Annotated in this window: 21 protein-coding genes; 4 read left to right on the top strand and 17 right to left on the bottom strand. The window is 40.3% G+C overall.

What is annotated here, in order from left to right; all coding sequences use genetic code 11:
• Nucleotides 1-53: 53 nt before the first annotated feature.
• From J4861_RS12035 to J4861_RS11995, 9 genes are all read right to left on the bottom strand, one after another.
• Entirely contained in the window at nt 54-695 is a 642-nt protein-coding gene (locus J4861_RS12035; RefSeq protein ID WP_211817030.1) for a hypothetical protein, read from the bottom strand.
• 464 nt (nt 696-1,159) lie between these two features.
• Nucleotides 1,160-1,690 (bottom strand): hypothetical protein, encoded by a 531-nt coding sequence (locus J4861_RS12030; protein ID WP_211817029.1) that lies wholly within the window; start codon nt 1,688-1,690, stop codon nt 1,160-1,162.
• A 46-nt stretch (nt 1,691-1,736) separates the two neighbouring features.
• A complete protein-coding gene (locus J4861_RS12025) occupies nt 1,737-2,801 on the bottom strand; it encodes a Gfo/Idh/MocA family protein (RefSeq protein ID WP_211817028.1) in 1,065 nt (354 codons plus the stop codon).
• Nucleotides 2,789-3,874 (bottom strand): radical SAM/SPASM domain-containing protein, encoded by a 1,086-nt coding sequence (locus tag J4861_RS12020; RefSeq protein ID WP_211817027.1) that lies wholly within the window; start codon nt 3,872-3,874, stop codon nt 2,789-2,791. Before J4861_RS12020 ends, J4861_RS12025 begins: the two co-directional genes overlap by 13 nt.
• Nucleotides 3,875-3,966: 92 nt before the next feature.
• Nucleotides 3,967-5,673, bottom strand: coding sequence for a sigma-70 family RNA polymerase sigma factor (locus J4861_RS12015; protein WP_211817026.1), 1,707 nt, complete (start codon nt 5,671-5,673; stop codon nt 3,967-3,969).
• An 835-nt stretch (nt 5,674-6,508) separates the two neighbouring features.
• Nucleotides 6,509-7,342: a LytTR family DNA-binding domain-containing protein gene (locus J4861_RS12010; RefSeq protein ID WP_211817025.1), complete on the bottom strand. Its 834-nt coding sequence runs from the start codon at nt 7,340-7,342 to the stop codon at nt 6,509-6,511.
• A 76-nt stretch (nt 7,343-7,418) separates the two neighbouring features.
• Complete coding sequence (locus J4861_RS12005) at nt 7,419-8,429, bottom strand: 2-oxoacid:ferredoxin oxidoreductase subunit beta (RefSeq protein ID WP_211793712.1); 1,011 nt, start codon at nt 8,427-8,429, stop codon at nt 7,419-7,421.
• Nucleotides 8,430-8,862: 433 nt separating this feature from the next.
• A complete protein-coding gene (locus tag J4861_RS12000; RefSeq protein WP_211817024.1) occupies nt 8,863-10,761 on the bottom strand; it encodes a 2-oxoacid:acceptor oxidoreductase subunit alpha in 1,899 nt (632 codons plus the stop codon).
• Nucleotides 10,762-10,830: 69 nt separating this feature from the next.
• Nucleotides 10,831-11,835: a glycoside hydrolase family 16 protein gene (locus J4861_RS11995; RefSeq protein ID WP_211817023.1), complete on the bottom strand. Its 1,005-nt coding sequence runs from the start codon at nt 11,833-11,835 to the stop codon at nt 10,831-10,833.
• 1,161 nt (nt 11,836-12,996) lie between these two features.
• Here J4861_RS11995 and J4861_RS11990 point away from each other — a divergent pair.
• The 3 genes from J4861_RS11990 (at nt 12,997) to J4861_RS11980 (ending at nt 15,228) form a co-directional block, all read left to right on the top strand.
• Entirely contained in the window at nt 12,997-13,776 is a 780-nt protein-coding gene (locus tag J4861_RS11990) for a polysaccharide deacetylase family protein (protein ID WP_211817022.1), read from the top strand.
• Nucleotides 13,777-13,855: 79 nt separating this feature from the next.
• Nucleotides 13,856-14,800, top strand: coding sequence for a glycosyltransferase family 2 protein (locus J4861_RS11985; protein ID WP_211817021.1), 945 nt, complete (start codon nt 13,856-13,858; stop codon nt 14,798-14,800).
• An 11-nt stretch (nt 14,801-14,811) separates the two neighbouring features.
• On the top strand, nt 14,812-15,228 hold the full coding sequence (locus J4861_RS11980) for a GtrA family protein (RefSeq protein WP_211817020.1): 417 nt from the start codon (nt 14,812-14,814) through the stop codon (nt 15,226-15,228).
• A gap of 192 nt (nt 15,229-15,420) precedes the next feature.
• Here the strand turns inward: J4861_RS11980 and J4861_RS11975 are convergent, their stop codons facing one another.
• The 5 genes from J4861_RS11975 to J4861_RS11955 form a co-directional block, all read right to left on the bottom strand.
• Entirely contained in the window at nt 15,421-15,879 is a 459-nt protein-coding gene (locus J4861_RS11975; protein WP_211817019.1) for an HU family DNA-binding protein, read from the bottom strand.
• 308 nt (nt 15,880-16,187) lie between these two features.
• Nucleotides 16,188-17,801 (bottom strand): hypothetical protein, encoded by a 1,614-nt coding sequence (locus J4861_RS11970; protein WP_211817018.1) that lies wholly within the window; start codon nt 17,799-17,801, stop codon nt 16,188-16,190.
• Nucleotides 17,802-17,855: 54 nt separating this feature from the next.
• Complete coding sequence (locus tag J4861_RS11965) at nt 17,856-18,089, bottom strand: hypothetical protein (RefSeq protein ID WP_346267018.1); 234 nt, start codon at nt 18,087-18,089, stop codon at nt 17,856-17,858.
• Between the two features lie 601 nt (nt 18,090-18,690).
• Nucleotides 18,691-19,833: a glycosyltransferase family 4 protein gene (locus J4861_RS11960; protein ID WP_211817017.1), complete on the bottom strand. Its 1,143-nt coding sequence runs from the start codon at nt 19,831-19,833 to the stop codon at nt 18,691-18,693.
• Nucleotides 19,826-21,007: a glycosyltransferase family 87 protein gene (locus tag J4861_RS11955; RefSeq protein ID WP_211817016.1), complete on the bottom strand. Its 1,182-nt coding sequence runs from the start codon at nt 21,005-21,007 to the stop codon at nt 19,826-19,828. Before J4861_RS11955 ends, J4861_RS11960 begins: the two co-directional genes overlap by 8 nt.
• Before the next feature lie 234 nt (nt 21,008-21,241).
• Here J4861_RS11955 and J4861_RS11950 point away from each other — a divergent pair, with 234 nt between their 5' ends.
• Complete coding sequence (locus tag J4861_RS11950; RefSeq protein WP_211817015.1) at nt 21,242-22,015, top strand: glycosyltransferase family 2 protein; 774 nt, start codon at nt 21,242-21,244, stop codon at nt 22,013-22,015.
• A gap of 352 nt (nt 22,016-22,367) precedes the next feature.
• Here the strand turns inward: J4861_RS11950 and J4861_RS11945 are convergent, their stop codons facing one another.
• From J4861_RS11945 to J4861_RS11935, 3 genes are read right to left on the bottom strand one after another with little or no spacing between them, the layout of a single operon-like run.
• Entirely contained in the window at nt 22,368-23,369 is a 1,002-nt protein-coding gene (locus J4861_RS11945; protein ID WP_211817014.1) for a glycosyltransferase family 2 protein, read from the bottom strand.
• A gap of 46 nt (nt 23,370-23,415) precedes the next feature.
• On the bottom strand, nt 23,416-24,354 hold the full coding sequence (locus tag J4861_RS11940) for a glycosyltransferase family 2 protein (RefSeq protein ID WP_211817013.1): 939 nt from the start codon (nt 24,352-24,354) through the stop codon (nt 23,416-23,418).
• Nucleotides 24,355-24,383: 29 nt separating this feature from the next.
• The gene (locus J4861_RS11935; RefSeq protein ID WP_211817012.1) at nt 24,384-26,357 is read right to left on the bottom strand and encodes an LTA synthase family protein; all 1,974 of its coding nucleotides are present in this window, start codon (nt 26,355-26,357) and stop codon (nt 24,384-24,386) included.
• Nucleotides 26,358-26,852 lie beyond the last annotated feature (495 nt).

The following is a 26,852-nucleotide window of genomic DNA, read 5'->3' as shown; positions in this document are numbered from 1 at the left end:
GGGCGTACCTTTATACGCCCCCTTACTCTTACTTATTAAGTTCTTTCAGAACATTACTTCAACTTAAAATAATCTATCAGATTACGGCCCCACGTAGGCTGCATACCATTCTGCTTTTCCTTGGCAAAGAGTTCTTTGATGGTTTCTAAGTCCTTTGGACTATTCATACTTGGCTGTCCAGTCTCCTTACTCATCTTCTCAAAGAAGATATAAAGGAGGATACGAGGGCGAGGGTTCGTTGGATTAATGCCAATGGCAGACTTGTAGCAACAGATAGCATCAATATAATAGAGCTTACCATTGACTGATGGATTCTGTGTGATGAGTGCCGTGTAATAGAATCCCTTTAATGTAAATTGCTCTGAACGATCAACTCCCTTTTTTGTCTGCAATGCCTCAAGATCAGCCTTCACTGCATCTAAAAATAAGGAGGAATAATCACTCTGTGGAGAGCGAGCAGCATACTGAAGGGCATAGAACACACGATAATAGGTAGGGAGCCAAGCATCAGGATACTGAATTTCCATACGATTCAATTCATCCATTCCCTTTACAATAGATGTAGCTTCGTCTGCCTTGACGTTACTTAAAGTGGTTTTTAACTGTGCATCGAACTGATTGTTGTTCTGTGCATTCATACTGGTTGCGCACATAAGGGCAACGATAACGATGATTTTAGAAACTAAAGTTTTCATACGCTTTGATTTTAAAAAGTGAAACAATGATTTCTGTCGCAAATGTATCAAAGCTTTTGATTGCCTCCAAATAATGGGGACAGACAACAAAAAAGCGGTTTAAATAACTATCAAGCTCGCTGAAATACTATCTTTTGGGACGAATAACTAACACGCTTAGTTCGTCGGATAGCTAAAGGAATGGTGTGATATTTCCGCCTAAAGTAAGAAGACACGCACTACTCATTTCTACAAAAATAATTTTAATTTCAGTTTGCTGTCACTTTTAACATTTCTCATAAACCTACTGTAAATTAACAAGTTAAGTCATCATAACGAATGACAGGAATGACAGGAAACTCAATTATAAAGGAATATCTATAGAGATAAAGATAAGATGAAGATGGAATATTGACAATACTATATGGCACTTGACCTGATATATACCAGCCCAAGTGCCATATTTAGAATAGACACCTACATCTTTAATTCTCAGGTAAACCTATTTCTGGATTGAATTTTACAGAGACTTTTCTATTCTGAACAATATTTACTTGTCCATTATATGCAATATTAGATTCATCATATTTCATATTTGGGTTAGCATAGTACACCTTTAGTTTATAATTACCAGAAGGCAATTTACTCATCTTAAAACGAACATCATATTTGCAAATACAATCGGCAAGTGCATCAAGTACATTATGGTACACAACAAGGGTAATCTGATTGTTTTGATTAGCGATGCTCACATAAATATTTTTTACGGCACAGTTGGCTTTCACGTCTTCCAGCATACATTGAACTATTCCGTCTTTGCCCAGCTCCATGCTTAAAGTTGCCGGCACAATGTTGTTTTCAGCATAGGCATCGGGACGTGTCTCTGTTGGAGAGAGTGTTAACTTGCAAGTAGAATTTGCAACATCATAAACTTTTAATGAATCAAGGGCAACATTCTCTGTTGAACATGCAGACAATCCGATGATGCACAGAAGGCTGTAAAATGTTTTTTTCATAATTACATGAATTTAGTTTGTTACTATTTTATAAACGTAATTTTTATTATATCTTGCTTGTGTATGTATGTATTTCTGTCATTAACGAATAAACATGATTAACACTTTCCAAACCCAAAGTATAATCAGCCTCATGTTTGTTTTCAATCATGTCGGCAAAAGTCTTGATTTCAGAAAAGAACCCTTGTGAAACAATTTGGTTATTCCCAATAGTTGGGACAAAGTTGTTTCTTCCGTAGAGACAAATTGTTGCTCCATTGTTTGGAAAGACTTTTTCCAACGGAATCCCTAACAATGCAGAGCGTCTCGGCATGAAATCAAGTCGCTCCATGTTTTCCAACACATAAAGTCCTTTATCTGTACTGATATTTAGCTGTTCCCGTGCTTCTTTCCAAGAATAATCTGTTGATAGTTCCAACATACCTGTTATATCTTGGTGCTCCAATACAAGAAATAAAGTTTGGGCACCATCTCTACTGCAAATGACATCCAAGCTCTTTATCTTTGCCTCTCCAAAAAGGAATGTTACATAGTCAAGAGGATGGATGAATAGGTCAAGTAAACTATCTCCTTCAGGGTATAATCCTGTCAGATAGCGATAATAATAATGCCGTTTGCCATCACCTTTCAATCGTTTTTTCAAAACTTGAGTGGCAGGGGCAAAACGCCTTTGCAGTCCGACAACGATATGTTGTGAGCCATATAGCATGATAGTATCGATCAAAGACTTTAATTCTCTTTCATTCTCACAGGGTGGTTTCTCTATAAATAAGGACTTTCCTGCTTTTATAATATCGGTTGCAATCTGAAAGTGTGAATGGGGATTAGCTGCCACAAAAACACCAGAAACGGTATCATCGAGCAGTATATCCTGTAAAGAAGTTGTTCCTTTGACTCCTTTATACTTTTGAGAAATCAGTTCGGCTTTCTTCTCTGAGGTACAGCAGATATATTTCAGTGGTAACTGAAGATACTGTATGACGGGCAGAAGGTTGTTTGCACAATGATTGCCAAACCCAACAAGAGCATACTGTTGCGTGTAAGTATGACTCAACTCTCTCATACTGCGTATATACTTGTATCTGCCTATGATGTTATCTAAATATCCCATTTTAGCTTTGCTATTATTCGTTTGAAATGTTTATTATAGGTAGTTTGCCTGTTGCTGGTCCATTGATATTTCCCATAAAACAACTCTATCAATCGTTTGGGGATTATCTTTTCTATATTTCTTAACAGGATAATGTCATATTTTCGGTGATAATTGATCCAACATTGATTGCATTCTTTGGAGTACTGACATTGAATTTTGCACGTATTCCTTGAATTGAATATCTCATCGAGTGTATTCTCGTGAATATTACCCAAGATTACATCTAAATTCTGGCATAAGGGGACATCCCCATTAGAGTGGATGACCAATTCACTAAATATACTATGACACCGTAACTTCAGTCTATTATTCTTCCACTCGTCATACAAAGCTACAAAGTCAAAGTTCTCATATGTTTGATGTATGGAAGAGGGTATCTGGCTGATGAAATCCGCATCATTGGATTCTATTAAATCTTTGGTTGTGTCGAAGAATGACATTGTGCTGTAAATGCCAATACGTACATCAATGTTATATTGTTTAGCACAATCTATGACATACCTCATATCCTCAAACGAGTTCCATGGAGAAAGACAAAACATTAGGGAAATAGGCACGATGTCTTTACATGCCTCTATAACCTTAATCACTTTGTCATACCCATCTCTCCCACGCATATAACGATAGGTTTCTCTATTACCGTCAAGTGATATGTATAGATGTTTAGGGTGATGATTCTTTACAGCAGAAATTACCTTGTTCGTTGCAAGGCAGTTGGACAGTAATGTATAATTAGGATGGTTAGTATCAAACCATTCTAATATATTGTCTGCTTCGGGATGGAGGATAAACTCACCTCCTTCCAAACCTACTATTGTGCTTTTTGTTACACATTTACTATTCATTATTCTGATAATATCAACCAAACTTAGATTTTCTGTAGGTTTTTTCCAAATGGAACAGTGTTTGCAACGAGACTGACAACTTGTTGTGGAATATATCATTAAAGAGGTAAGTTCCTTATGCTGTCTGCGTACTACATTGTTGACAAATACCATTCCATTGTGGATGTAGTCATAAATACTGTACATCTTTTTTTAAGTTTTGTCTTTTATTGTAAGAGTAGAAAACAAAAAAAAGACTGCACAGTTTTGTAACTTTTTTATCAATTCATTCTCTCCATTTACCAAGTAAGCCGTAATCCGAATGGTACGGTAATGATAAACGGATGCTCTGTACGGTAAGTTTCGAGACTACTACCATTTCTAAAATAATAGAACATATTTGGTTCTATATACAAGCTGAAAGGTTTGAATAGCTTGTACTGCACACCAGCACCTAAGTTTACAGACCACTGAGAACGTGGCTTGATGTCCCTCTTCAACGTGTACGACGAGTCGGCTGTTATGATGTACTTCTTTTCAAGCGAACTGTGGACAGGCATTTCTAATGCCATACCACCTGTCATATATGCATTGAACCGTCCTTTTGACCATACTTGATAGGTCAGTCTCAATGGTATGCCAACATAATCTATTTTCTGGGTTTTCACCAGTCTTGCCCTGTTATACTCGCTTTCAAATTCTGATTTTAGTCTGGTGTAAGTTATACCTGTCCCGAAAGTCCACTTTGGACTTAATTGCTTATTAATGGAAAATCCAAAGGTCTTAGGGCGACTATGATGTGCGACCTCCCCCAATGAACTATTGCCATCTGTTGGATGTTCACGCAGTATCAAGGACATTCTCGCTCTCTCGACAGAATCCATCAAAGCATTATTCCGAGTATAATAGTTCTCTAAATCTGTCCAAGTGTAAAGTTTAGCAGCTGCACCACCATTTGCATAATCGATAACTGACAGATAATTGAAGTTAGATATTGTATTACCCGATGTATTTGAGGAATAACCAAAGTTAATTTTCCACGTATATTTCTTCTTATGATTTACATCGACCTTCATACTTTCACTCGATGCCAACATTTTATCTTTCGAAATTTGTAGAATGTGAGGCACTGAGTCGTCTATACTTACTCTAATTTTAGCAAGATATTTCTGCAAGGAGTCCTCATGAAATGATACAATCTGCTGTCTGGATTCTATACTATCTGTTATTATTCGTGATGAAATATCTTCAGTAGAAAGAGTCTTTTCTGCCAAAACATGCCTATCATTTCCAGTAGCACTTGAAGGTATAGAATACCTTGGCTGCCCATTCTTTTGAGAAGCAGCTCCATTTTGTTGAACTCGTTTTGGAAAGTTCTGATGAGTATCTAAAGCCGTTGATCTATTATCAGATGTGTCAACGAACTTGTCCCTCGTTACGAAATAGATATAGACAGGTATCAGGATGGGAAGCAAGAACAGCATCCAATACTTAATCAATATGACACGCAGCATTTTCTTTGCCCGAGCCAACTGCGAAGAAGAACTGTGGGGATTGATACCAAGCAAATCCCCTATTTCCTTATGTGAAAGACCGTCCAACACAGAGAGTTTGAATATTTCTCGGTTCCCCTCTGGTAACAGTTCTATCGCTGACAGCAACAACTCCAGCTCTATATTCTTTTCTTTATCGTCATCTTCGCTCAACACCTCTTTCCCCAAACTGGATAAAAGAATATTACTTTTTTCTGTACTTTGTAGGAATCTCAACGAAAGGTTTCTCACAATCGTTATCATCCATCCTTCCAATTTTGAGTTGTCCTTCAGCGAATTAATAGAGGTAAAAATGATGATAAAAGCATCGTGTAAAATATCTTCTGCCGTACTTTCATCTTCCACATAGTGCAGGCATATTCTCTTTAATCTGTCGGAATATGCCTTATATAAATTTCCGAGAGCCTCACGTTCTCCCTGTTTACATGCGTCTATATTAACATCTATTTTCATAGATATACCATACCTTTTTATTAAAAGGAGCATGTTTTGCTTAAAAGACTGCACGGATTTAGGAACTTTTTTTTGAGAAACTTAGAAAAATATTTAAAAGATATGACTAAAAACCTCTTTTAAATAGCTGTTTCGTTATCTAAAAGAGATAGTTGCCACCTTGACTTATAGAAAACACTTCATGCCGTATCGTAACACCTACAACAAGCGAAAATAACGTATCTTTCCCATATTTCTAATTTCTTTGAAGTATTTTTTAGTTTAGATTTATCATTACATTCGATTTCAGAATATCACCTTACAAAGGTAAGAATATAATAGCAAACAGTATGTTTTTATGGGAAGATTACCAGTATTTTTTTAATAGTAGCTGGGTGTTTCTATTACTAACTACGCTACAAAACTTTCTCTTGCACCGTCTTAGTCCTTTCCTCAGTGTCCTTTTTTATGTAATAGCTTTAGTTTATCACTCCTTATTTCAGAAAAAAACTTTCATCTTAATACTTCAAAAAACACAGATTGTGCATTGAAAAATCATTACATAAATTCAAGTAAAACAGCTATAAATAAGGACAATAACACGGATAAAAAGCAGGTTTATAACCAACAGGAAATCAATTGGTTACAAAGTAGTAGGAGAAAAGGTGCTTAATTGGACTTCAAAAGGGCGTTAGTAAGACCTCAAAAGGGCACCTATTGCAAGTCTATTAGGCGTCTTTTAGAAGCCAAAAGAGCATGAATTGATTTTGAGTCGTGTGAAAATAGTTTACAAACACCTATTGATAAGAGAATAAGTTGTTTGTAAAAAATAGAAAAACTTGCTAATAGATAGATATTAACCAACGAAGTGGCGGAGGCCAGGAACAAAGGTGCGAGAGACTGGGATGATGTCTTCACAACCTGAAAGGCGCAGCTGATAGCCGTTGGAATTGCCCTTTGCAGAAGAGATGTTATTGATATTCACAAGGAAGGAACGATGACACTGAAAGATATTATCGTAAGGAAGGTCGTCTTTTAAGGCTGTCAACGTCGAACGGAGTTCGGTTTTTTGTATCTTACCTTCTTTTAGATAACATACGCAGACATTGTTTTTTCGAGCTTCGATATAGAGTAGATTGTTGATAGGCAACGTGAGGTCGGTTCCACGCAGGTTCTGATCATGCAGCGTGATAAGGATATCCTCCTGTTCTTCCGTAGTCTTCTTTATCATTTCTTCCAGTCTACTATTCAACATACGGTTATAGTTTACCAACGTAAAAATAGCTGTAACAATTACCCAAACAAGGAAAGTCCAATAAAAGAATATACTGAATAGCCGCCATGTTAATGACATCTGGAAGAAGAAAGCAGCATAGAGTGTCATAGAGATTGCCATTGCCAACTCAATAGCAATACTATAAAGAATTATATAACCATTGGTGATTGGGACATTTTTTCGTAATGGCCTTTTGAAGAAAAGGAAAGCACAAAGCCATTGAACGAAGATAGTCATGACACAAAAACCAAGACACATCAGAAAGATACTACCCCGATACTGGCTAATCCCAAACGGCTGTAGGAGGTAAAGAAACAAGAAAATGCCAACTCCCAGCGCAACACTCGTGCGCCAGGAAGTGGCATTTGTCTGCATCGTACACCTGCTATGTAGAAATGAGGTTAGTCTACTCATGATGTCTTAAATGGTTGGTTGTCCACAAAGATACATCTTTTCCTCTTTCTAAGCAAATATATTTTGTCTTAAATTCTTATTCCTTAACCTCCCAAATATCGTTGGTTTCAAGCATCTCCATAAAGGTGTGGTAATGCTTCTGTGCCTTCACCTCTTCTATCTGCTGATTGACAGCAGCGTCATAGGTAGGTGCTTCAACGTCACGGATAACTCCGAGGGCTACAGGGAAGCCGTCTTCGTTGCTCATCATGGCGAGTTTTAGCTGTAAAGTATTGTCCTGACAATGAGCATCATGTACGAGGATATCATCGCGAGTAATACCATTCTCACCAATCTTAACCACCTTCAAGCCGAAACCTTCTTGTACAAGTCCAAACTCCTGGTTGGGACCGAAGATCAATGGTTCGCCATGCTTGACATAGATAGCATTCTCCTTACGACCTTGTGAGGTATAGACAGAGTTGTGACAGCCGTCGTTGAAGATGACACAGTTCTGTAAAATCTCACAAACGGCAGCACCCTTATGCTGATAAGCAGCCTTAAGGATTTCAATTGTCGCGGTATTGTCGCTGGCAACACTACGTGCAAAGAAGTTACCACGAGCACCGAAACAGAGTTCTGCTGGGCGGAATGGGTCTTCCGTAGTACCATAAGGACTTGACTTAGAAACAAAGCCACGTGGACTGGTTGGTGAATACTGTCCCTTCGTAAGACCGTAGATACGGTTGTTCAAAAGAATCATATTCAGGTCCACATTACGACGCATCGCATGGATAAAGTGGTTACCACCGATGGCAAGTGCGTCACCATCGCCCGAAACCTGCCAAATGGTAAGGTTTGGGTTGGTCACCTTTGCACCAGTAGAAATCGCTGCTGCACGACCATGAATGGTCTGCATAGCGTATGTATTAGCATAATATGGTAATCGGCTTGAACATCCGATACCACTGATAACGGCTGTTTCGTAAGGTGGAACACCTAACTCTGCCATTGCTTTCTGCAAACTGGCAAGGAAGAAATGGTCGCCACAGCCAGGACACCAACGTGGTTGTCCCTTCTTAAAATCTTGTGCTGTATATTGATTCATGACTTTTAATTTAATTCATAATTCAAAATTCATAATTCATAATTATGATTACTTCTATTCGATTAGCTCTTAACAAGCAACTTGTCAACTCGTTAACTCGTCAACTTGTCAACTCATTAAATCCTTAATTATGATTACTTCTATTCGCTTAGGGTTATTAACAAGCAACTTGTAAACTCGTTAACTCGTCAACTTGTCAACTCATTAAATCCTTAATTATGATTACTTCTATTCGCTTAGGGTTATTAACAAGCAACTTGTAAACTCGTAAACTCGTCAACTTGTCAACTCATTAAATCCTTAATTATGATTACTTCTATTCGCTTGGGGCTATTAACAAGCATCTTGTCAACTCATTAACTCATCTACTTGTAAACTTCCCAACGTCGCAAGCAACTTGTAAACTCGTCTACTTGTAAACTCGTCAACTATTCTACTCAAGTATCTTCGTATAGAAAGTACCGGTTTCCTCCTTTGGTAGTGGAGCCTTGAGAAGTTTCTCAAAAGTAGTAACCAACTCCGTGACAACGAATGGTTGTCCCTTAACTTGGTTATACTGATAAGGAGCGAAGTGGTTGATACGAATACGCAAGAGGGCTGCAAGCTGACCAAGATTTTGTTCTGCAACAACGACTTTCATGTAACGACTAAGCACTTCTGCAGTGTTCTTTGGCAATGGGTTCACATACTTGAACTGTGCCAAAGCAACCTTATTTCCCTTTCTACGCAATTCCTTCATTGCAGAATAGAGATGACCGTAAGTACTACCGAAGCCAACAATAAGCAAGTCGGCATCTTCCTCGTCGCCTTGAACAACCAAATCAGGTACAGGAATACGTGCCACCTTGTTCCAACGAAGGTGGTCCATCTTGTCATGGTTCTCTGGATCGGTTGAGATAGCACCTGTCTCACCATCTTTCTCCAAACCACCAAGGATGTGTGTATAGCCCTCCGTGCCAGGGATAGCCCAGTAACGTGCTAATGTCTTAGGGTCACGTTTGTATGGAGTGTACTTATACTTCTGGTCTTCTGTGACGTAATGTGGATGGATTTCAGGCAAATCTTCGATGTTTGGAAGCTTCCAAGCAGAAGAACCATTAGCAATGAATGCATCGGTAAGGAGCACTACTGGCGTCATATGTTCCAATGCTATCTTACAAGCATTATAGGCTGCATCGAAGCAGTCTGTAGGACTTGTCGCTGCAATGACAGGCATTGGACTCTCACCATTACGACCATAAAGCACCTGCAAGAGGTCGGTCTGCTCACTCTTCGTAGGCATACCCGTTGACGGACCACCACGCTGTACGTCGATAATCACCAATGGAAGTTCATCAATAAGCGCAAGGTTCATTGCCTCACTCTTCAAACAGATACCAGGACCAGAGGTTGAAGTAGCAGCCAAGGCACCAGCGAAAGCAGCACCAATAGCCGATGCACAACCAGCAATCTCGTCCTCACACTGTACCGTTGTCACACCCATTGACTTATGCTTTGACAACTCATGTAAGATATCTGTTGCTGGAGTGATAGGATAAGAACCTAAGAAAAGACGCAAGCCAGCACGCTCAGCCGCTGCCATCAGACCGTATGCAGTAGCCTTGTTACCCGTAATATCCATATAACGGCCAGGCTGTTTCACTGTTGACTCAATACGATAGGTATTAGGAACAGAAGCATGTACGTTATGACCATAGTCATATCCTGCACGTACTACCTTTATATTCGCCTCTGCAATGGCTGGTTTCTTCTTAAACTTTGTCTCAAGATAGTTGTTTACCAACTCTAAGTCACGACTGAAAAGCCAGCAGACAAGACCCAAGGCAAACATATTACGGCACTTTAGCATAGACTTATTATCCATGCCAGTATCAGCCAAACAGTCCTTCACCATCTTTGTTATCGGACAAGCCACTACCCGATCAGGGTCGATACCCATCTCGCCTAAATAGTCATCACTACGGAATTCAGCCTTCTGAAGGTCACGCTGTCCGAATGAATCAGTATCAATAATGATTGTACTGTTAGGCTTACAATGCTTATACTGCATCTTCAACGCAGCAGCATTCATTGCTACAAGAACGTCACAGAGGTCACCAGGCGTATAAACCTTGCCCGAACCGATATGAACCTGGAATCCACTCACACCTGTCAAGGAGCCTTGCGGGGCACGGATATCAGCTGGATAGTCTGGGAAAGTAGACACACCATTGCCGACTGTAGCCGAGACAGTGGTGAAAATGTTACCCGCAAGCTGCATACCATCACCTGAGTCACCAGAAAAGTGCACTACAACACTGTCGAGTTCTTTCACTTCGATTTGTTCTTCCATAGATTATTTCTTGTTTATGTTAGTAAATCGTTTCTGTATTACTTAGCTTTTCCACCGTAGCGGTAAAGCTTATTTAACAAACTTCTTACCATTAAGAACATAGATTCCCTTTGGCAATTCGCTCTCATGAGTCCCCATCTTAGCACCCTGCAACGAATAAATATCATCGCTTTCAGTACTTTCCTGTATCTTTGTCATTGGGACACTGATACTCGTAGGGATATGCTTCTCCTTTTGATAGACACGTATCCAATCGACGCGCATCTCGTAGGTATGGTTGACATCTGCCTTTTTCGCCCATGAACCATTGCCCACTGACTGATTGAGAATCAGGTAGAAATTAGACTTATCAAACGGCCATTGCTCCTGACTATCATTCTGTTTCTTATATTGGAACACGCGCTTACCATCAGCAAAGAAGGTCAGCACGTCCTCTTCCCACTCTACTGCATAGATATGATAACGATTCATCGACATCAAAAGATTGCCAGAGTGTGGCTCATTTCCATGACTTTGTGTCCACGCAGAGTGTACAGTTGCATAACAACGCTGCTCATTATCAATCTGCTCAAAGATATCAATCTCACCGCCTTTCGGCCATCCAAACTTTGACTTTGGCATCATCCAGATAGCAGGGAAATTACCTACAAAAGGATTAATCATAGCCCGACACTCTACACGACCAAAGCGAAAGGTGAAACTCTGACTGGTTTCGATACCGCCTGAAAGCATTTCAACATCATCTTTTGACCTATCAGAATTAGGAATGGCACGCAGAACGAGATTACCATCCTTCATAAAAACGACCTCAGGAGAGTTGCTCAAGAAGCGTGCCCATGTCACTTTGGGACGGCGCGTACAGTATCTCCACACCTTTGTATTAGGCAAGGTGCCATCCGGTTCATTAAACTCATCATGGAAGACAAGTGTATATTCTGAGCCCAGAGTTTCTGCATCTGCTGGCAATGGCTCAACACCATCAGCCAACTTGACTCCCTGTGCAAATGATACTATGGAAAACAATGCCATTGTAAGCACTGCAAGCAATCTCTTGTTGTTCTTCTTTTGTGACATGATTTTATTAAGATTCTATCTGAAGCGGTACGATCTGAAAAGCATAGAATCATCCTATAGCACAGATGAAAACATAAGGAATTTGACATAACATAGGTCTACATTTCCCCTCGTTGCTTTCTCGACTTTCCGTTTTTTAGATTATCTTTTGTTTACGTTAGTGTATTCTGAGGACAAAAGTGCGAAATATTATTGAGAAAACAAAATCTTTTGAGGAGAAAAAATATATTTTTATATCTTACAAGTAAAAAGCATCTAAAAATCAACCCTCCATTCACTTAAAAACAATAAAAAGCATATAAAATGCCAACTCATATTGTAGATTATCTTTATCAACCACCTTATCATTTCATAAACACCTAACATTAAACGCCCAACAACCCAAAATTCACATCATCAACACCCAACATTAAACACCTAACACCCATCATCCAACACCCTACAACCCAAAATTCACATCATCAACACCCAACATTAAACACCTAACACCCATCATCCAACACCCTACAACCCAAAATTCACATCATCAACACCTAACATTAAACACCCAACACCCACCAATCAATACTCCAAAGATTCAAGATAACGTTTTGAAAAAACATTACATAATTTCTAATAAAACATCTGTAAATAATGACAAATACATGTATAGAAATCAGGTTTGTAACAAACACGAAATCAGTTAGTTATAAAGTAGTACAATAAAAGGTGCTTAATTGGACTTCAAAAGGGCGTTAGTAAGACCTCAAAAGGGCACCTTTTGCAAGCCTATTAGGCGTCTTTTAGAAGTCCAAAGAGCATGTATTGATTTTGAATAACATAAAAATAGTTTACAAATTCCCATAATATAGGAATAAGTTGTTGGTAGAAGACGGATAGACATAGTATCTATTTACAAACTATACATCTAACAGAAGAACCTTATTAATCCTCTTCTACCCTATTATTGATGGTTAATAAGCCCCAAATCAACACCTTATTATACAAGTAATATCAGAGTTTTATTGTAACTTTGCAATACTTTCCACAAATGAAAGCTTACAACAATAAAACAAGACATGGTCAAAGCCGTTGTTAAGGCTATCCTCAAAAGGAAAAAGGGTTTGTAGAATAGCTTTCTTTTGATGAAGGAAACTGGACAAATAAAGAAACAGAAGAGAAATGATATTACTGAGCTTCGATACGGAAGAGTTTGATGTACCACGTGAACATGGGGTAGACTTCTCCCTTGAAGAGGGTATGAAGGTATCCATTGAGGGTACTAATCACATCCTCGACATACTGAAGGCGAATAACGTCTGCGCTACCTTCTTCTGCACTGGCAACTTTGCAGAACTGGCACCAGAGGTCATGGAGCGTATTAAGAACGAAGGGCACGAGGTGGCTTGTCATGGTGTTGACCACTGGCAACCCAAGCCAGAGGACGTTTTCCGTTCTAAAGAAATCATCGAACGCGTAACAGGTGTGAAGGTTGCGGGCTATCGTCAGCCACGTATGTTCCCTGTATCGGATGAGGATATAGAGAAGGCTGGCTACCTTTATAACTCTTCTTTGAATCCTGCTTTTATACCGGGTCGATACATGCACCTCACCACTCCACGCACATGGTTTATGCAAGGGAAGGTCATGCAGATACCTGCCAGCGTTAGTCCACACCTACGCATTCCACTCTTCTGGCTTTCCATGCACAACTTCCCAGAGTGGTTCTATCTTCGTTTAGTTCGACAGGTATTGCGCCACGATGGCTATTTCGTGACCTATTTCCACCCATGGGAGTTCTATGATCTCAAGTCACATCCAGAGTTCAAGATGCCTTTTATCATCAAGAACCATAGTGGACACGAATTGGAACAGCGACTCGACCGCTTTATCAAAGCAATGAAGGCAGACAAGCAGGAGTTTATTACCTACGTTGACTTTGTCAACCGCCAGAAGAAATAAGTTGAAATCCCGCTCTGAATAGCAGACAGCAGGCTAAGAAACACTCCCTATAAACATCCCAACAGGCAGAATAAAAGATATGATAAAACTTGCAACAGTCTCTCCATGTTACAACGAGGAAGAGGTTTTAGAACAGTCGGCAGCACAGCTCATGGAACTATTCGACGAACTCATCAGTCAGGGAAGGATTTCCGATGACTCGATGATTGTGTTTGTCAATGACGGAAGCCATGACCGAACATGGGAGATTATCCAACAGCTCCACAGCCAGCATCCACGTATAAAGGGTATCAACCTCGCTCATAACGTGGGGCATCAAAATGCTATCATGGCTGGTATGATGACGGCAAAAGACTGGGCTGATGCTGTTATCACACTCGATGCCGACTTGCAAGACGACTATCAGAAATGTATTCCGCAGATGGTTGATGCCTTTGAGGAAGGCAATGAGATTGTCTATGGGGTGAAGGTTTCGCGCAAAGCCGACCCAATCTTGAAGCGTATGTCTGCACAGGCGTTCTATCATCTACAAGAGAAGATGGGCGTGAACAGTATCTTTAACCATGCCGACTTCCGTCTGATGAGCCGTCAGTCCTTAGAGATACTCTCTGGATATAAGGAACGTAACCTCTATCTGCGTGGCCTCATCCCTTCTATTGGACTCAAGTCTACAACTGTTGACGACCGTATCAGCGAACGTAAAGCTGGTACTTCTAAATACACTTTGCGCAAGATGCTTGGCTTGGCATTGGATGGTATCACATCATTCTCCGTAAAACCAATCTACTATGTCATCTATCTTGGTATCGCCTTCTTATTTGTCACCTTGTGCATAGGTATCTACGTCATCCACGCTTTCGTCAATCATACAGAGGTAGCGGGCTGGGCTTCACTCATTCTTAGTATCTGGCTCGTGGGCGCTATGCTGATGATTTCTATCGGTGCGGTGGGAGTTTATATTGCCAAAATATATGAAGAGGTAAAGCAGCGTCCACTTTATAACATCAGTCAAATACTCGATTAATCCCTTCTCACATGGCGATATGCATTAAAGAGCTTTGGCAACGCTGGCGAAAAGACTTCTGGCGACTCTTCCGTTTTGGTATAACAGGCACTATATGTTCGCTTATCCATTATGCGATCTATTGTCTCTTTCTACTCTTTACGAATACAACCATAGCTTATACGGCTGGTTACGGAGTAGGACTTCTTTGTAACTATGGACTTACAACCTACTTTACTTTTAAGGGAAAACCGTCAAAGAACAACGTTGCTGGCTTCGTTGGTAGCCACCTACTCAACTATCTTTTAGAGATAGGACTGCTCCATCTCTTCCTTTGGATGGGTGTAAGCAAATGGCTGTCGCCTATTCTTGTGATGGTGATAGTAGTACCTATCAACTTCGTTTTATTACGCCTTGTGTTCATTAAGAACAAATCAGAATCAGAATAAAAATATACATTACATCCTAAAAGAAGAAAAAGAGAGCCATACCTAAACGCATCATCAGCGTTAGATATGGCTCTTTTCCTATTTAGTAGAATCTTTAAGGCTTAATCCCCCTCCCTACTGGAGAAAAGCCTGAATAGATTCTTTTGGGGTTATTCCCCCTCCCCCTTCGGGGAGGGACGGGGTGGGGCTTCTCTATCCCGCCTCCGGTCCTCCACCTTCCTTCTCTTTCTTTTCTTTTTCCTCCTTTCCTTTCACTTTCTTCCTCGCCGGATTATCCACATCCACCTGCAGCTCTTTCAAGGCCTTGCGCACTGGCTCCTTCCAGGTCAAGGTAAGCTTCGGAGTCTTAAGGCTCTTTGCCGAAACATCTTTCTCGTTCTCCTCCATCTTTGAAGGCACGTTGACACGCAGCGAAAAGATGTCGCCAAGGTCTAAGCCTGTACCCATGCGGGCACACTCAAGAATAAGATTGCGCAGCGTGATGATAACGTTCCTTGCATCACCCTCACTCAATGATGTCTCACGCACAATCCGTTCCAATATCATTTCGGGCGAGAGCTTCTGCTGACCTTTCGGCACAGCGATATACACCGTCTTACCCTTCATCTTTCCCATGGTCGCCTTACGAGACGTTACTTTAAATTCAATCATCTTTAGTTTAGATTTTAATTAATAATTAGGTTAAATATCAACATCATTTTGATGCTTTTTTCATGTTTTTTATACCCAGCAGTTGGGTCGTCTTATACCCAGCTGCTGGGTAGCATCATACCCAGCGGTTGGGTAGACTTCTACCCAGCAGCTGGGTACGAGAGGACTTGTTCGCTGGGTACGATTAATATTGCGACTACAATACGGCGCACTTGCCCAAAGGCATTGAACCGAGAATGTTCCCTGCACTCCCTTCCCTTTACTTCCCTTCGGTCAGTGACCGTTGGTTCGGGGTGGGGCTTTTAGGACTACTCGAACCTGCCGTCGACCCTGTGCCCGTAGTCGCGGTCGTAGTAGTTCACGTAGATGCGGTCAGTTTGGAAGTGCAGGCTGTACGCGTAGCCGCTGCTCCATGGGAGAGCACTTGACGACCAATAGTTGCCGCTGCCGCCAACGCCGCGCAGCTGACCAGAGCCGTAGTCACCCAAGGCGGGCAGGTAGAAGTAATTACCTGCATCGGCGGCGGAAGGGAGGCCAGAGCTGTTGATACTACTGCTGCCGTTGTAGTAGGTCTTCATTGTTGTACGCATGTCGGTTGAACCGTCGGCAGATTTCTCGGTGTCGTAATGATGCTCTGTCTGTAATACAGACTTCTTCTTAAACCACATACCACCTTTATATAAATGACCCATAGTTGTCCATAGTTCATCTGCATCCCAACGGGGATCGCCGAACATGCAGTACCAAGACATCTCGTTAGCATTTGGAAGACCTGCGCAACTCTGGGTTGCATCGAAGCGACCTGAACTACCGCCCACGTTGTACCAACGAGAGTCAGTGTTGCTCTGGGGGTAGTTTGAAGAATAACCATTGTTTAGTGTTGGTTGGTATGTGTTTCCTGCCGAATTCATTCTCCATTTGTAACCAGACCAATATTGCTGCTTGGCGTCCCACATGTAATAATGGTCGCCATCGTAGTTGTTCTTTACGTCAAGGCTAGCGGTCATATCGTAGTAGGTGTTCGAAGCGTATGCTGTAGATGGATATGTCTTAGTTATAGTGCCCTCTGTACCTGTTGCCACGTCCTTTACCCAATAACGTACCCTTAAAGTATGAGTACCTGGCTTAATCACCATGTAAGCTCCGTTAGTTGTTACGCTGGCGATGTTGTTGCTTAGTGGGAAGCCGTTGTTGTAACTGCTGCCGCTTGTTGCATCTTGTGTCTTTAAGACTATCTGTTTGCCGTTTGATACTGCAGAAGCGTCCAAAGCACCTGTTGTTGGGTTGACGGTGTAGGTCTCCGCTATATCGTTGTCGGAGGTTACTTCTACCTTTGTTAAGTAACAGTTCTGTAGAATTGTGTTACTTGTGTAAGGCTGGAAGACTAAGTAAGCTGCCTGATGTTCCAATACGAACTCAAACTGATTTTTGTCTGTTACCTTTGTAGCGGTAGCAGTACCGTAATCGCCTGCAGTGCCAAAGTGCGCGGTATTGTCTGGAACTGTCTGGCTCTGGGCCGTTGAGATAGTTACTGAGTTGCCACTACTGTTCTTGCCCAAGTAATAAACCTCATAACTGCTATGGTCTGTAAACTTACCTGGAACTTTATAATTAAAAGATGCTACCTTACTGGTTGGAGCGTTTGTACTCTTCTTCAAATCGCCGTTGTCATCCTTTACGTAGATATAGTCGCCTGCCTCCCAATAGAAGTCACCGCTGGTGTACTTCATTGACGTACGCGTCTTGTTCTCGCCACCTGCCACGAAGGTCGTTAAGTTCTTATTCCTCTCCTCGTTTGGCTTTGCTGGGTTCTGAGCCACGTCGTCCTTTGTACATGAGGCCAAGGCCAAGCCTAAGCTCAGCATGATGCCCAAAGACTTTATCCCTGATAAAAGGGACTGATGTTTCATTGTCTGTTTCATCTTTCTTTTTTCTTTGTTCGTTTTCTGTTTTTTGTTAATTAATCGCTTTAGAAATTAGTCGTCCCATGATGAAGAGCTGTCATTGTTAGCCTCTTCGCTACTGCCCTCCTCAAAGTGCTCATCACTCCATAAGCCGAAGGACTTCGCTGAAGCCGTTGGACCAGTACCGTGATTTGCCTTCTTGTGCTGGCTCGGGAAAGACGTATCCATAAGATAAGTCGTTTCGCTCACTTGAATTATCATGCAACATGGTGCAGAATAATCCTTCTTTTCTTGTTTCTTTCTCATTGCTTTTTTTGATTTGATTAAAAATAGTTGTTATCTACTCTCTATGTGGCTTCTTTGCTCACCTTTTATATTATATACATCCTGATAACCTTATTATCTATTCCTCCTAACCGCTTGCCTTCCCCCTCTCTACAGGCAGACAGCATTTCACTACTGCCTGCCCGAGAAATCAACGAGAGAAAACAAACTTTAATCAGAGAATTACAATGAATTATTGTGGTAAAATCAGTCATTAAACGTTTCTTATTTTGCCTTCTTGATAGCTCGTAAACGGGCACAAAAAAGCGAACAAAGGAAACTCCATGAAGTCCTTTGTTTACAAGCGTTACGGCACGCTTCGCGCGCGCGTAGGATGGAAGAAAAAAGTATGATTAAACGCTAGGTGCGCCTGTGTGTGTGTGTGTGTGTGTGTGTGTTAGCAAAATATCTGAAACTACCAAATATAAAGCACTAAAAAAGGCAAAGAAATCAAAGTTTCTTTGCTGTGCTGAATTGGTCTGATATGTCATAGCTAATTTGTTCATGCCGCAAAGGTAAGAAGAAAATGTGGAATAAAAGAATTAATTGAAAGAAAAACAATCTTCGCCCCCCTAAGAAAGGATTATAGGAGAGGGGAGAAGAATGTTTTTTCATATATCGCAAGAACCTGCGAAGCTACATCTTGATTTTCAAATCGTTTCACGTAAACTTGGCTTTTACTAACCATTTCTTTGCGGTTTTCAATCGCAGATAGGATTGCAGCTGCAGTGCCATCGACGTCGTCTGGACCTACATAAAGGCAATCCGGACCTCCTGCTTCCTCTAAACAACTACCCGTAGCAGCCACGACTGGAAGTCCACTTTGTATAGCTTCGATGATAGGAATACCAAAGCCTTCATAACGAGAAGGGTAAATAAAAGCCTCAGCCTGATTGTAAATAGCTGCGAGAAGGTCGTTAGGTACACCTTGAAGGAAATGGATTCGCTCGCCAATTCCTAAACGTTTGATTTCTGCATCGAGCTTTTTCTGATACTTAGTCTTCCGTCCTACGATGACAAGATGTAAGTCGGAAGGTAGCTTTGCCATAGTACGAATACCCAAAAGAATGTTCTTCCGCACTTCTACCGTTCCTACATTTAATATATAACGCTGTGGAAGTTGATACTTACGGCGGGCTTCCTCTATCAGTGAAGGACTTACCGACTGATTGAAGTGGGTGCTACAACTCTGGTAGACGAGGTCTATCTTATCTTCTGGGAAGTCACCATAATATAAGATGTCACGCTTCGTACATTCGCTAATCGCAATGATACGGCTTGCCTCGCGTAGTGTCTGATAGAACTTCCGCTTATAGAAGAAAACGTCAATAGCCGGATAGAACTCTGGATGACGTAGGAAGATAAGGTCATGAATAGTAACAACACCAGGGATTCCTGCTGCTGCCAAGCCTGAAGGGAGTTCACCCGAAAGACCGTGATAAAGTTCTACTCCATCAGTCTTTAAGTCTTTTACTACCCCTTTCACACGCCACCAGTCACGCTGCAGACGGAAACGAAGGTGGTCGGGATAGCAGAACTGCACGTTATCTCGCAGTTCCACCTGATTGCGAAGGTCGTCACGTCCGGCATCAGGAGCATAGAGTCGTAAGTTTGTGTCAGGCATCAACGGAGCAAGGTCGTTAATAAGCGTACGCCCATAGCTACCTAATCCGGTACCATTTCTTACGATACGCTTAGCATCATAACCTATTATCTTCTTATTCATGAGCATCAACCTTTTCTATTGGGGTATAATCCTTTGTGCATAACTCATAACAAAGCCACAACCAGAGAATACTGATTGGCAACGCACGGAGGGCATATTGCTGTATGTAATCGTGGCGTATCCACTTCGGAATAAGGTCGCTATTACCCATACCAGACAATATAAAGACAAACACCATCAGAGCTACAGCCCAATTTCCACGCTTCCATGGCACAACCGTATACCATATACAAGCACCTGTTAATGCTATAATGTATCCGCTTGACTCACTACCTGTACTAAAAAGAATGACAAACATAAGTACAGAGGCAAGTATTGTCTCACGAAAGGCAAGGTTCTTATACTGTGAGAAGCGTAGGAAAGGAAGGGCAAAGAGCATCATTCCAGGTAGAATCAGCCATAGGTCTGAATAATTCATACAACCTGTTGTACGGCGGACAAGCCCTAAGAGGGAGATATTCTGCGCAATCGAATGAATGTTTTCCGTATTCTTTGCAACAAGGCTGCTGTACCACTCTTGATATTGTCCAATGATATAGTCGGGCGAACTGATTGCCATTGGTGCTAAAAAAAGTATTACCGACCACACTGCTAACCATAGTATTAGTCGTACCTTGTGCCGTGAAAAAAGAAAAAATGCTAATCCCACGATGCCATAAAGTTTCACCAACGTACCTAAGACGATGAAGAATGCTGCCCATCCTTCGTGCTCCTTATCAATAAGAAAGAATGATGAGAGGATAATAGCGGCAATAGCTATGTTGAACTGCTGCATGAATAGAGCTGTCAACAATGTAAATCCGCAGAACCAATAGATGTAGACTTGCTGTGATTTACGTAGTCCTGACCAATAGATAGCCGCAAACAACCACCCTGATAAGAACAAGAGCCATAGCAACATGCCTATCCACTCAGGGAGGATAGCAAAAGGTGCTATGATTAGAGAAAATAAAGGACCATAATGGTTCACATCTCCATACTCTGTAGGATAAGCCGCATAGAGCGAAGTTCCATTTACTGTGTGCCAATAAACACCCCTGAAGATAAGGAAGTTGTTATAACTGCGATGAAATTTCAACATACCAGCCAACGATAAGATAATCCATATACCAAGGAGTAAACGGCAATTAGAGAGTAGCGGATGACTTAGAAAACGTTTGACTTTATCACTCATATAGTTTTTCCATTAATTGTGTTAATATCCATTTTGTCAATGGCAGTACAAAAGTAGCAATAAAGTATGATATAAGTTCGGCTTTTGAATTATTATTTAAGAGTCAACCATCAAGTGAAAATTAATTGATATTTTAAGCTTTTAATGGGGAACTACAAAGTTTGGTAGATATTATTTTTATCATTTTATATCATGACATAGTACAGATAAAAAATAATTTGTATATTTGCGGATATGAATAGTACACAACATATTTCCGTAGTCATCAATACTTACAATGCAGAAGAACATCTTAAAGTCGTACTAGAAGCAGTAAAGGACTTTGACGAGATTGTCATTTGCGACATGGAAAGTACTGACCAGACCCTTGACATAGCACGTTCCTACAACTGTAAGATTATTACCTTTCCCAAAGGCAACCTACGCATTGTAGAACCGGCACGCCAGTTTGCCATCGATAAGGCAAGCTCGCCGTGGGTATTGGTGGTTGATGCAGACGAGATTGTTACTCCAGAACTACGCAAATACCTTTATGATACTATTCAGAAGGATAACCGCCCCGATGCTATTGCTATCCCACGAAAAAACTACTTCATGGGAAGAATAATGCACAGCAGCTATCCTGACTATATACTCCGCTTTCTCCGACGCGACAAATGCAGTTGGCCTCCAGTTATTCATGCAGCCCCTAAGGTAGACGGAAGAATCTTGAAGATTCCAGCATCACGCATGGATCTAGCTTTCGAACACCTTGCCAACGACAGTGTTACCAACATTATTAGAAAGAACAACACCTATTCTGACTACGAAGTCCCACGCCGTCGCAAAAAGAACTATGGCTGCATGGCACTCATCTATCGTCCTATGTTTCGCTTCTTTAAGTCTTATTTCATTAAACGAGGCTGTTTAGATGGTATTCCTGGACTGATTCATGCTGTGTTAGATGCAGAATACCAATTCTATATTGTAGCTAAACTCTTAGAAGAAAAGCATAATAAGAAAGGGTAATGTAAACTATCAAGGAACATTCGACTTATTGAATAATATATAGCCATCATTCTTTATTGCGTTCGTCTACCGTTTCCTTCCAAATCTTTTGATGCATACGTGATTTTTTAATACTCACAATACCCCCTGCTTATGCGTATCGACAACAAAGGTTTGCACTAAGATTAAAATTTGCTGTCATTACTGTCAGTCAAAGTCATCACCTAAGTCTTTAGTTTACAATGGTATTTCATAAAACGTTAAAAATGACAGCAATTAAAAATATACTATTCTTGTAGTATGTGTAATAGTATCTCTTATCAGAAAGCTATTGTCGGAGGAACCATAATTAGACAGGAGATAAGGAAGCTATTTATGAGTATAAATTGTCTTTTCTATTATTTTGATGAAAAGAAAACACAGCAGTTTTCTCTACAATAAACTTAAAGAGGTCTGTACTCTGACAGAGTAGTCGATAGCGCAGGAAATATTTTAAGCCTAATAGTTTATATGGTGAAGAGAGTTGAATACTTTTAATTTCAACGGAGACTTTCTTCAATAAACTTTGTTTAAACTTATTATCATACGGAGAACGCACAACATCTTTAACGCCTTTCACTAATGAACAAATATAAGCAGCATTAATTTGAGAGGTATTCTCTTGCATAAAAGGGGTTCCTTTAATTAATTCATAACGTGTGATTGTCGCATTTATCCAGTCTATTAAGTTCTGTTTCATATTGTTATGAAGACAACTATTAGCAGACTGCCTGTAATGATAAAGTGGCGTATGTAACATTACGGCTTTATTTACATGACGCATCCAAGCAAATACAGTAGCATAGTCTTCAAATGCACGATAAGGAGCAAACCGTTCTTGTGCTATATCTCTTCGGATAAGCATTGACCACAGATAACATGCTATCTTATTCTGAAAGGTCAGAAGTAAAGTTTCTTTTCTATTTAAGACAATTATAGAATCGTCATCTTTACTTCGCATAATGGTCTTTTGAGGATATTCTTCATAGTAATCGGACACAACAATATCTGCCTCCTGCTCCTTTGCAATAGTATACAACTGTTCTAACCAATTAGGCTCTACCCAATCGTCACTATCAGCAAATGCTAAATAATCACCTTTAGCCATATCCATAGCTTGATTACGTGCTGATGCGACACCTCCATTGGCTTTATGAAAGACACGTATTCTATTATCTTTATGAGCATAACAATCGCAAATTTCTGCCGATCCATCTGTGCTACCATCATCTATCAACAGCAATTCCCAATCATGATATGTCTGATTAATAATGGAGTTAATCAGATTTTCTAAATACTTCTCAGCTTGATAAACAGGAGTTATTATACTTATCATATCGTAATATTATCTCATCGTTAAACATTAAGAGTACTTTTACTTATCATTTGAAAAGGCAATGCAAGAACTTACCGATAATTCTTCTTTTCACACGGAAAGAGAACTGCTCTCTACGACACAACTTCAGCCACACTCCGATGTGCCACTTATTTGCTTTCAAATCAGTATAAATGTCAGTAACAATGGCATCGTCTATGAATCGTCTAAGCCTGTATTGCAGCCGTTCAACAATAGTTTTATCTTCACCAGAGACCATTGATTCTGAGAGAAATGAGCGATACCAATCCTCTATCCGTTCCCACAAAAGCACTTTATCCATGGAAGATGATGTATCATTTGATATTTCATATCTACTCTTACGAAACTTGAAACCAATCTTATTGGTATTGGCTAACCCCTTTTCTTTTGCCACTACAAAAGCCGATATACGGTCAGAGTTCCATGCATAATCCAATGGATAATAGCCTCCAACAGCCCTTAAAGCCTCCGTACGATAGAGGAAGTCACCAATGAACGTGCTGCGACGACCATAGCAACAAGCCCACATAAAAGCATAGACCGACTCGTACTCTGTAGCCTCTCGCTGTAATCGGATAGTCTTTCCATGCTCATCAATGAAGGCAACACGCGTGTGATAGATGTCAAGACACGGATATTTCTTCATCAAGTCAATGTAATCAGACAAACAATTGGGCATGAGCTTATCGTCATCTCCCATATTTATAACATACTCTCCACGCACATATCGTAGGCAATCATTCCAATTTTGCACTAACCCCTTAGCACCAAAGCCTTGTTTGCGCTCGTAGTATCTTATCCTATCATCCTTGAATTGATCCACTATCTGTCTTATATTATAAGGTGAGGCATCGTTTACTAAGATAAGTTCAAAGTCTTGATAGGTTTGGAAAAGAATGCTTTCTATACATTCTTTTAGGAATACTTCTTTATAACAGGGAACTATGATACTGAACTTAGGCATATTTTAACAGGGTATATCAATATTCATATTTAATGTAAAACCTTTGTGAAATAAACCAATCGCAGTAGGTTTCGGGCTGCCGTAAGTCGCTCAGCCTTCTTTTGATAGCTTGGTATAGCTTCTATCTGATCAACGTTTGCACTATAATAAGTACTGTCCGAAACGGACGTATCTAAGAGGTTCTTACCCATCTTGAAATACTTTGTATTGCGGAAAGCAAAAGGAGCTAATGTCGCTAAGATATCATCATGACTTCCCCATCGCTTAGTTAGCTTGTTATAAGCCTCCTTGCGTAGGTAAGGTGGGAGATAGACATAGAGCGGAACGGAATGTTCATACCGCTTATCGATTACATCATGATTAAGAATAACGCGCACGTTATGGTCACCTGTGATAATAAGTATCGTATTCTTTGCTGCTGCAGAGGCTTTGAAGCGATTGAGAAAGTCGTTCAGTGCTTTATTATAATATCGGAATCCAGTGAGATACTTATCCAAAACCTTACGATTATGCTCTGCAAAACACTTCTTACCATAGAAAGAATCGGGCAAAGGAGGAAGTTTCAAGTCCTTTGGGAACTCAAAAGGTGGATGATTTGTCGTCGTCATCACAGTTATCATCTGCCGTTTCTTTGATGGTTTATTTAACTTATCTAACAACGCTTGGAAGAGATATTCGTCGTAAACACCAATACTATTATAAGTCGCATGAGGATAGTCTTTCAAGAGAAAGAACTTATCATAGACTGCATCAAACTGCTGGTGAGGCAATGCTTCAGCACAGTTCTCCCACGCAGCATCCATTCCTGACATGAATGTTGTTGTGTAATTGCTGGCTTTGAAAGGTAAGGCAATTGATGTAGGAAGTGTCTTGAATCGATAAGTCGAGGCAAAGAAGCGTGGAAAAGGGGTAGAAACATAGAGGTTTTCAAGCGAAGCTACTGTACCATTCTGCACTGATTGAAAGTTACGGAAGAGTAGGTCTTCCTTGAAATGACGCTCTAAACCAAAATACATCTCCGCATTCTTTTGTTGGAGATTGAACAGATAATTGCTCCAACTCTCACTATAAATGATTACAATATTCGGTTGAGGCTGTTTCAAGCTGTCACCTACTTCCTCAAAGAGAGCATGCTGCAGTGCTCTTAGTGTGTCGTTATTCGCCATCTTCACCTTTCCGTCTGTATATAAATCCAAGGCTTCCTGCAAACTCTTGAACTTATATTCATGCAGTAAGTCGTCTGTCTTTACTATCTTGAAAGCGTTGTTCTTCTCTTTATAAGCCTTTTTCAACATATAAATAGCATTTGGAACAAGGTCGTTCAGCAGTTTCTGGTTTGACACAAACGTGTCTTCTATCTGTAAAGGGAAGCGCCAGACTGACCCACGCAGACCGATGACTAAAAAGGTTAAATATAATAGGATGGTAACTGATAGTTTAGTAATCTCGAAACGTGAAAGTCGCTGTCTGCTTGTCGAATGGAGAGGGTGACGAGAGGAAGACTTGCTCAACTCAATTCTACGGATAAGTAGAAGGACTGGTGAAAGAATAAGAAGAAAAGCTATAGCCTCATAGACACAGTGATATTCTTCCCATATAGTTTGAATCAAACCCATTGGTCCTTCGTTGAAGAAATCAAAGAAGGTGATATTGATATGGCTATTGAAATTGTCATAAAAGCCCATATCAATGCCGCTAATCGCCAGTAAGAGAGTGCTGATAATAGAGAAATAAAGCCTACGGAAACGACTTAACACGCATTCTGTCCATGATTTTCTAATGGCTGCAAAGATGAAAGTTAGAACCGTAGGAAGTAATAACACGTAGCATACTACTTGCAAATCAAAGCGAAAGACATTGAAGAGTAAGTGAGGAAAAACAGCCAAATTATTGCTGATAATACTCATCGGGACGAACGCAATAGCAAAGCAAATGCGTACGAAGAATAGGATAACAAGGATTACAGCGGAATGCTTTATTAGGTATGTTAAGTTCTTATACATTATTTCTTTTGGTTTATTTTGAATTTATGATAGGATAATTTCGGTAAGAATAGAGCGTCGATAGTCATTGTTTTCACTGTCATCTCTACATCTAAAGTGCCTCATGAATAATCCCTCTCTATAGTTTATAATCATTTTTCTTCACGATAAGAAATATTTATTTTCATGAAAAGAAATAATTATTTTCATGAAAAGAAATAATTATTTTCATGAAGAAAAATATTTTTTTTCATGAAAAAAATTCGCACTTGACACGCTGTTAGAATGGGCAGACACATAGAAAGGTTGAGAAAACATGGTCTTAACTGCTGTAAAAGAACTGTTTAGGGGGGTATTAAACATGATGTCTTTCAATACAACTTGTATCATGTGGCTGGTTTATCTTTTATGATTATGATGTGAGAAGAACAGCAGGATTGTATCCTTTCTGTTATGGTTTTCTAACGTTCTGAGCCCTCCCTCCGCTTTAGTCAATTGTGGAGAGATGTAGCTCTG

The sequence above is a fragment of the Prevotella melaninogenica genome (assembly GCF_018127925.1).
GTDB lineage: Bacteria > Bacteroidota > Bacteroidia > Bacteroidales > Bacteroidaceae > Prevotella > Prevotella melaninogenica_C.
Note: the sequence above shows the minus strand (reverse complement) of the source record. Positions and strands in the feature narration are given on the sequence as shown.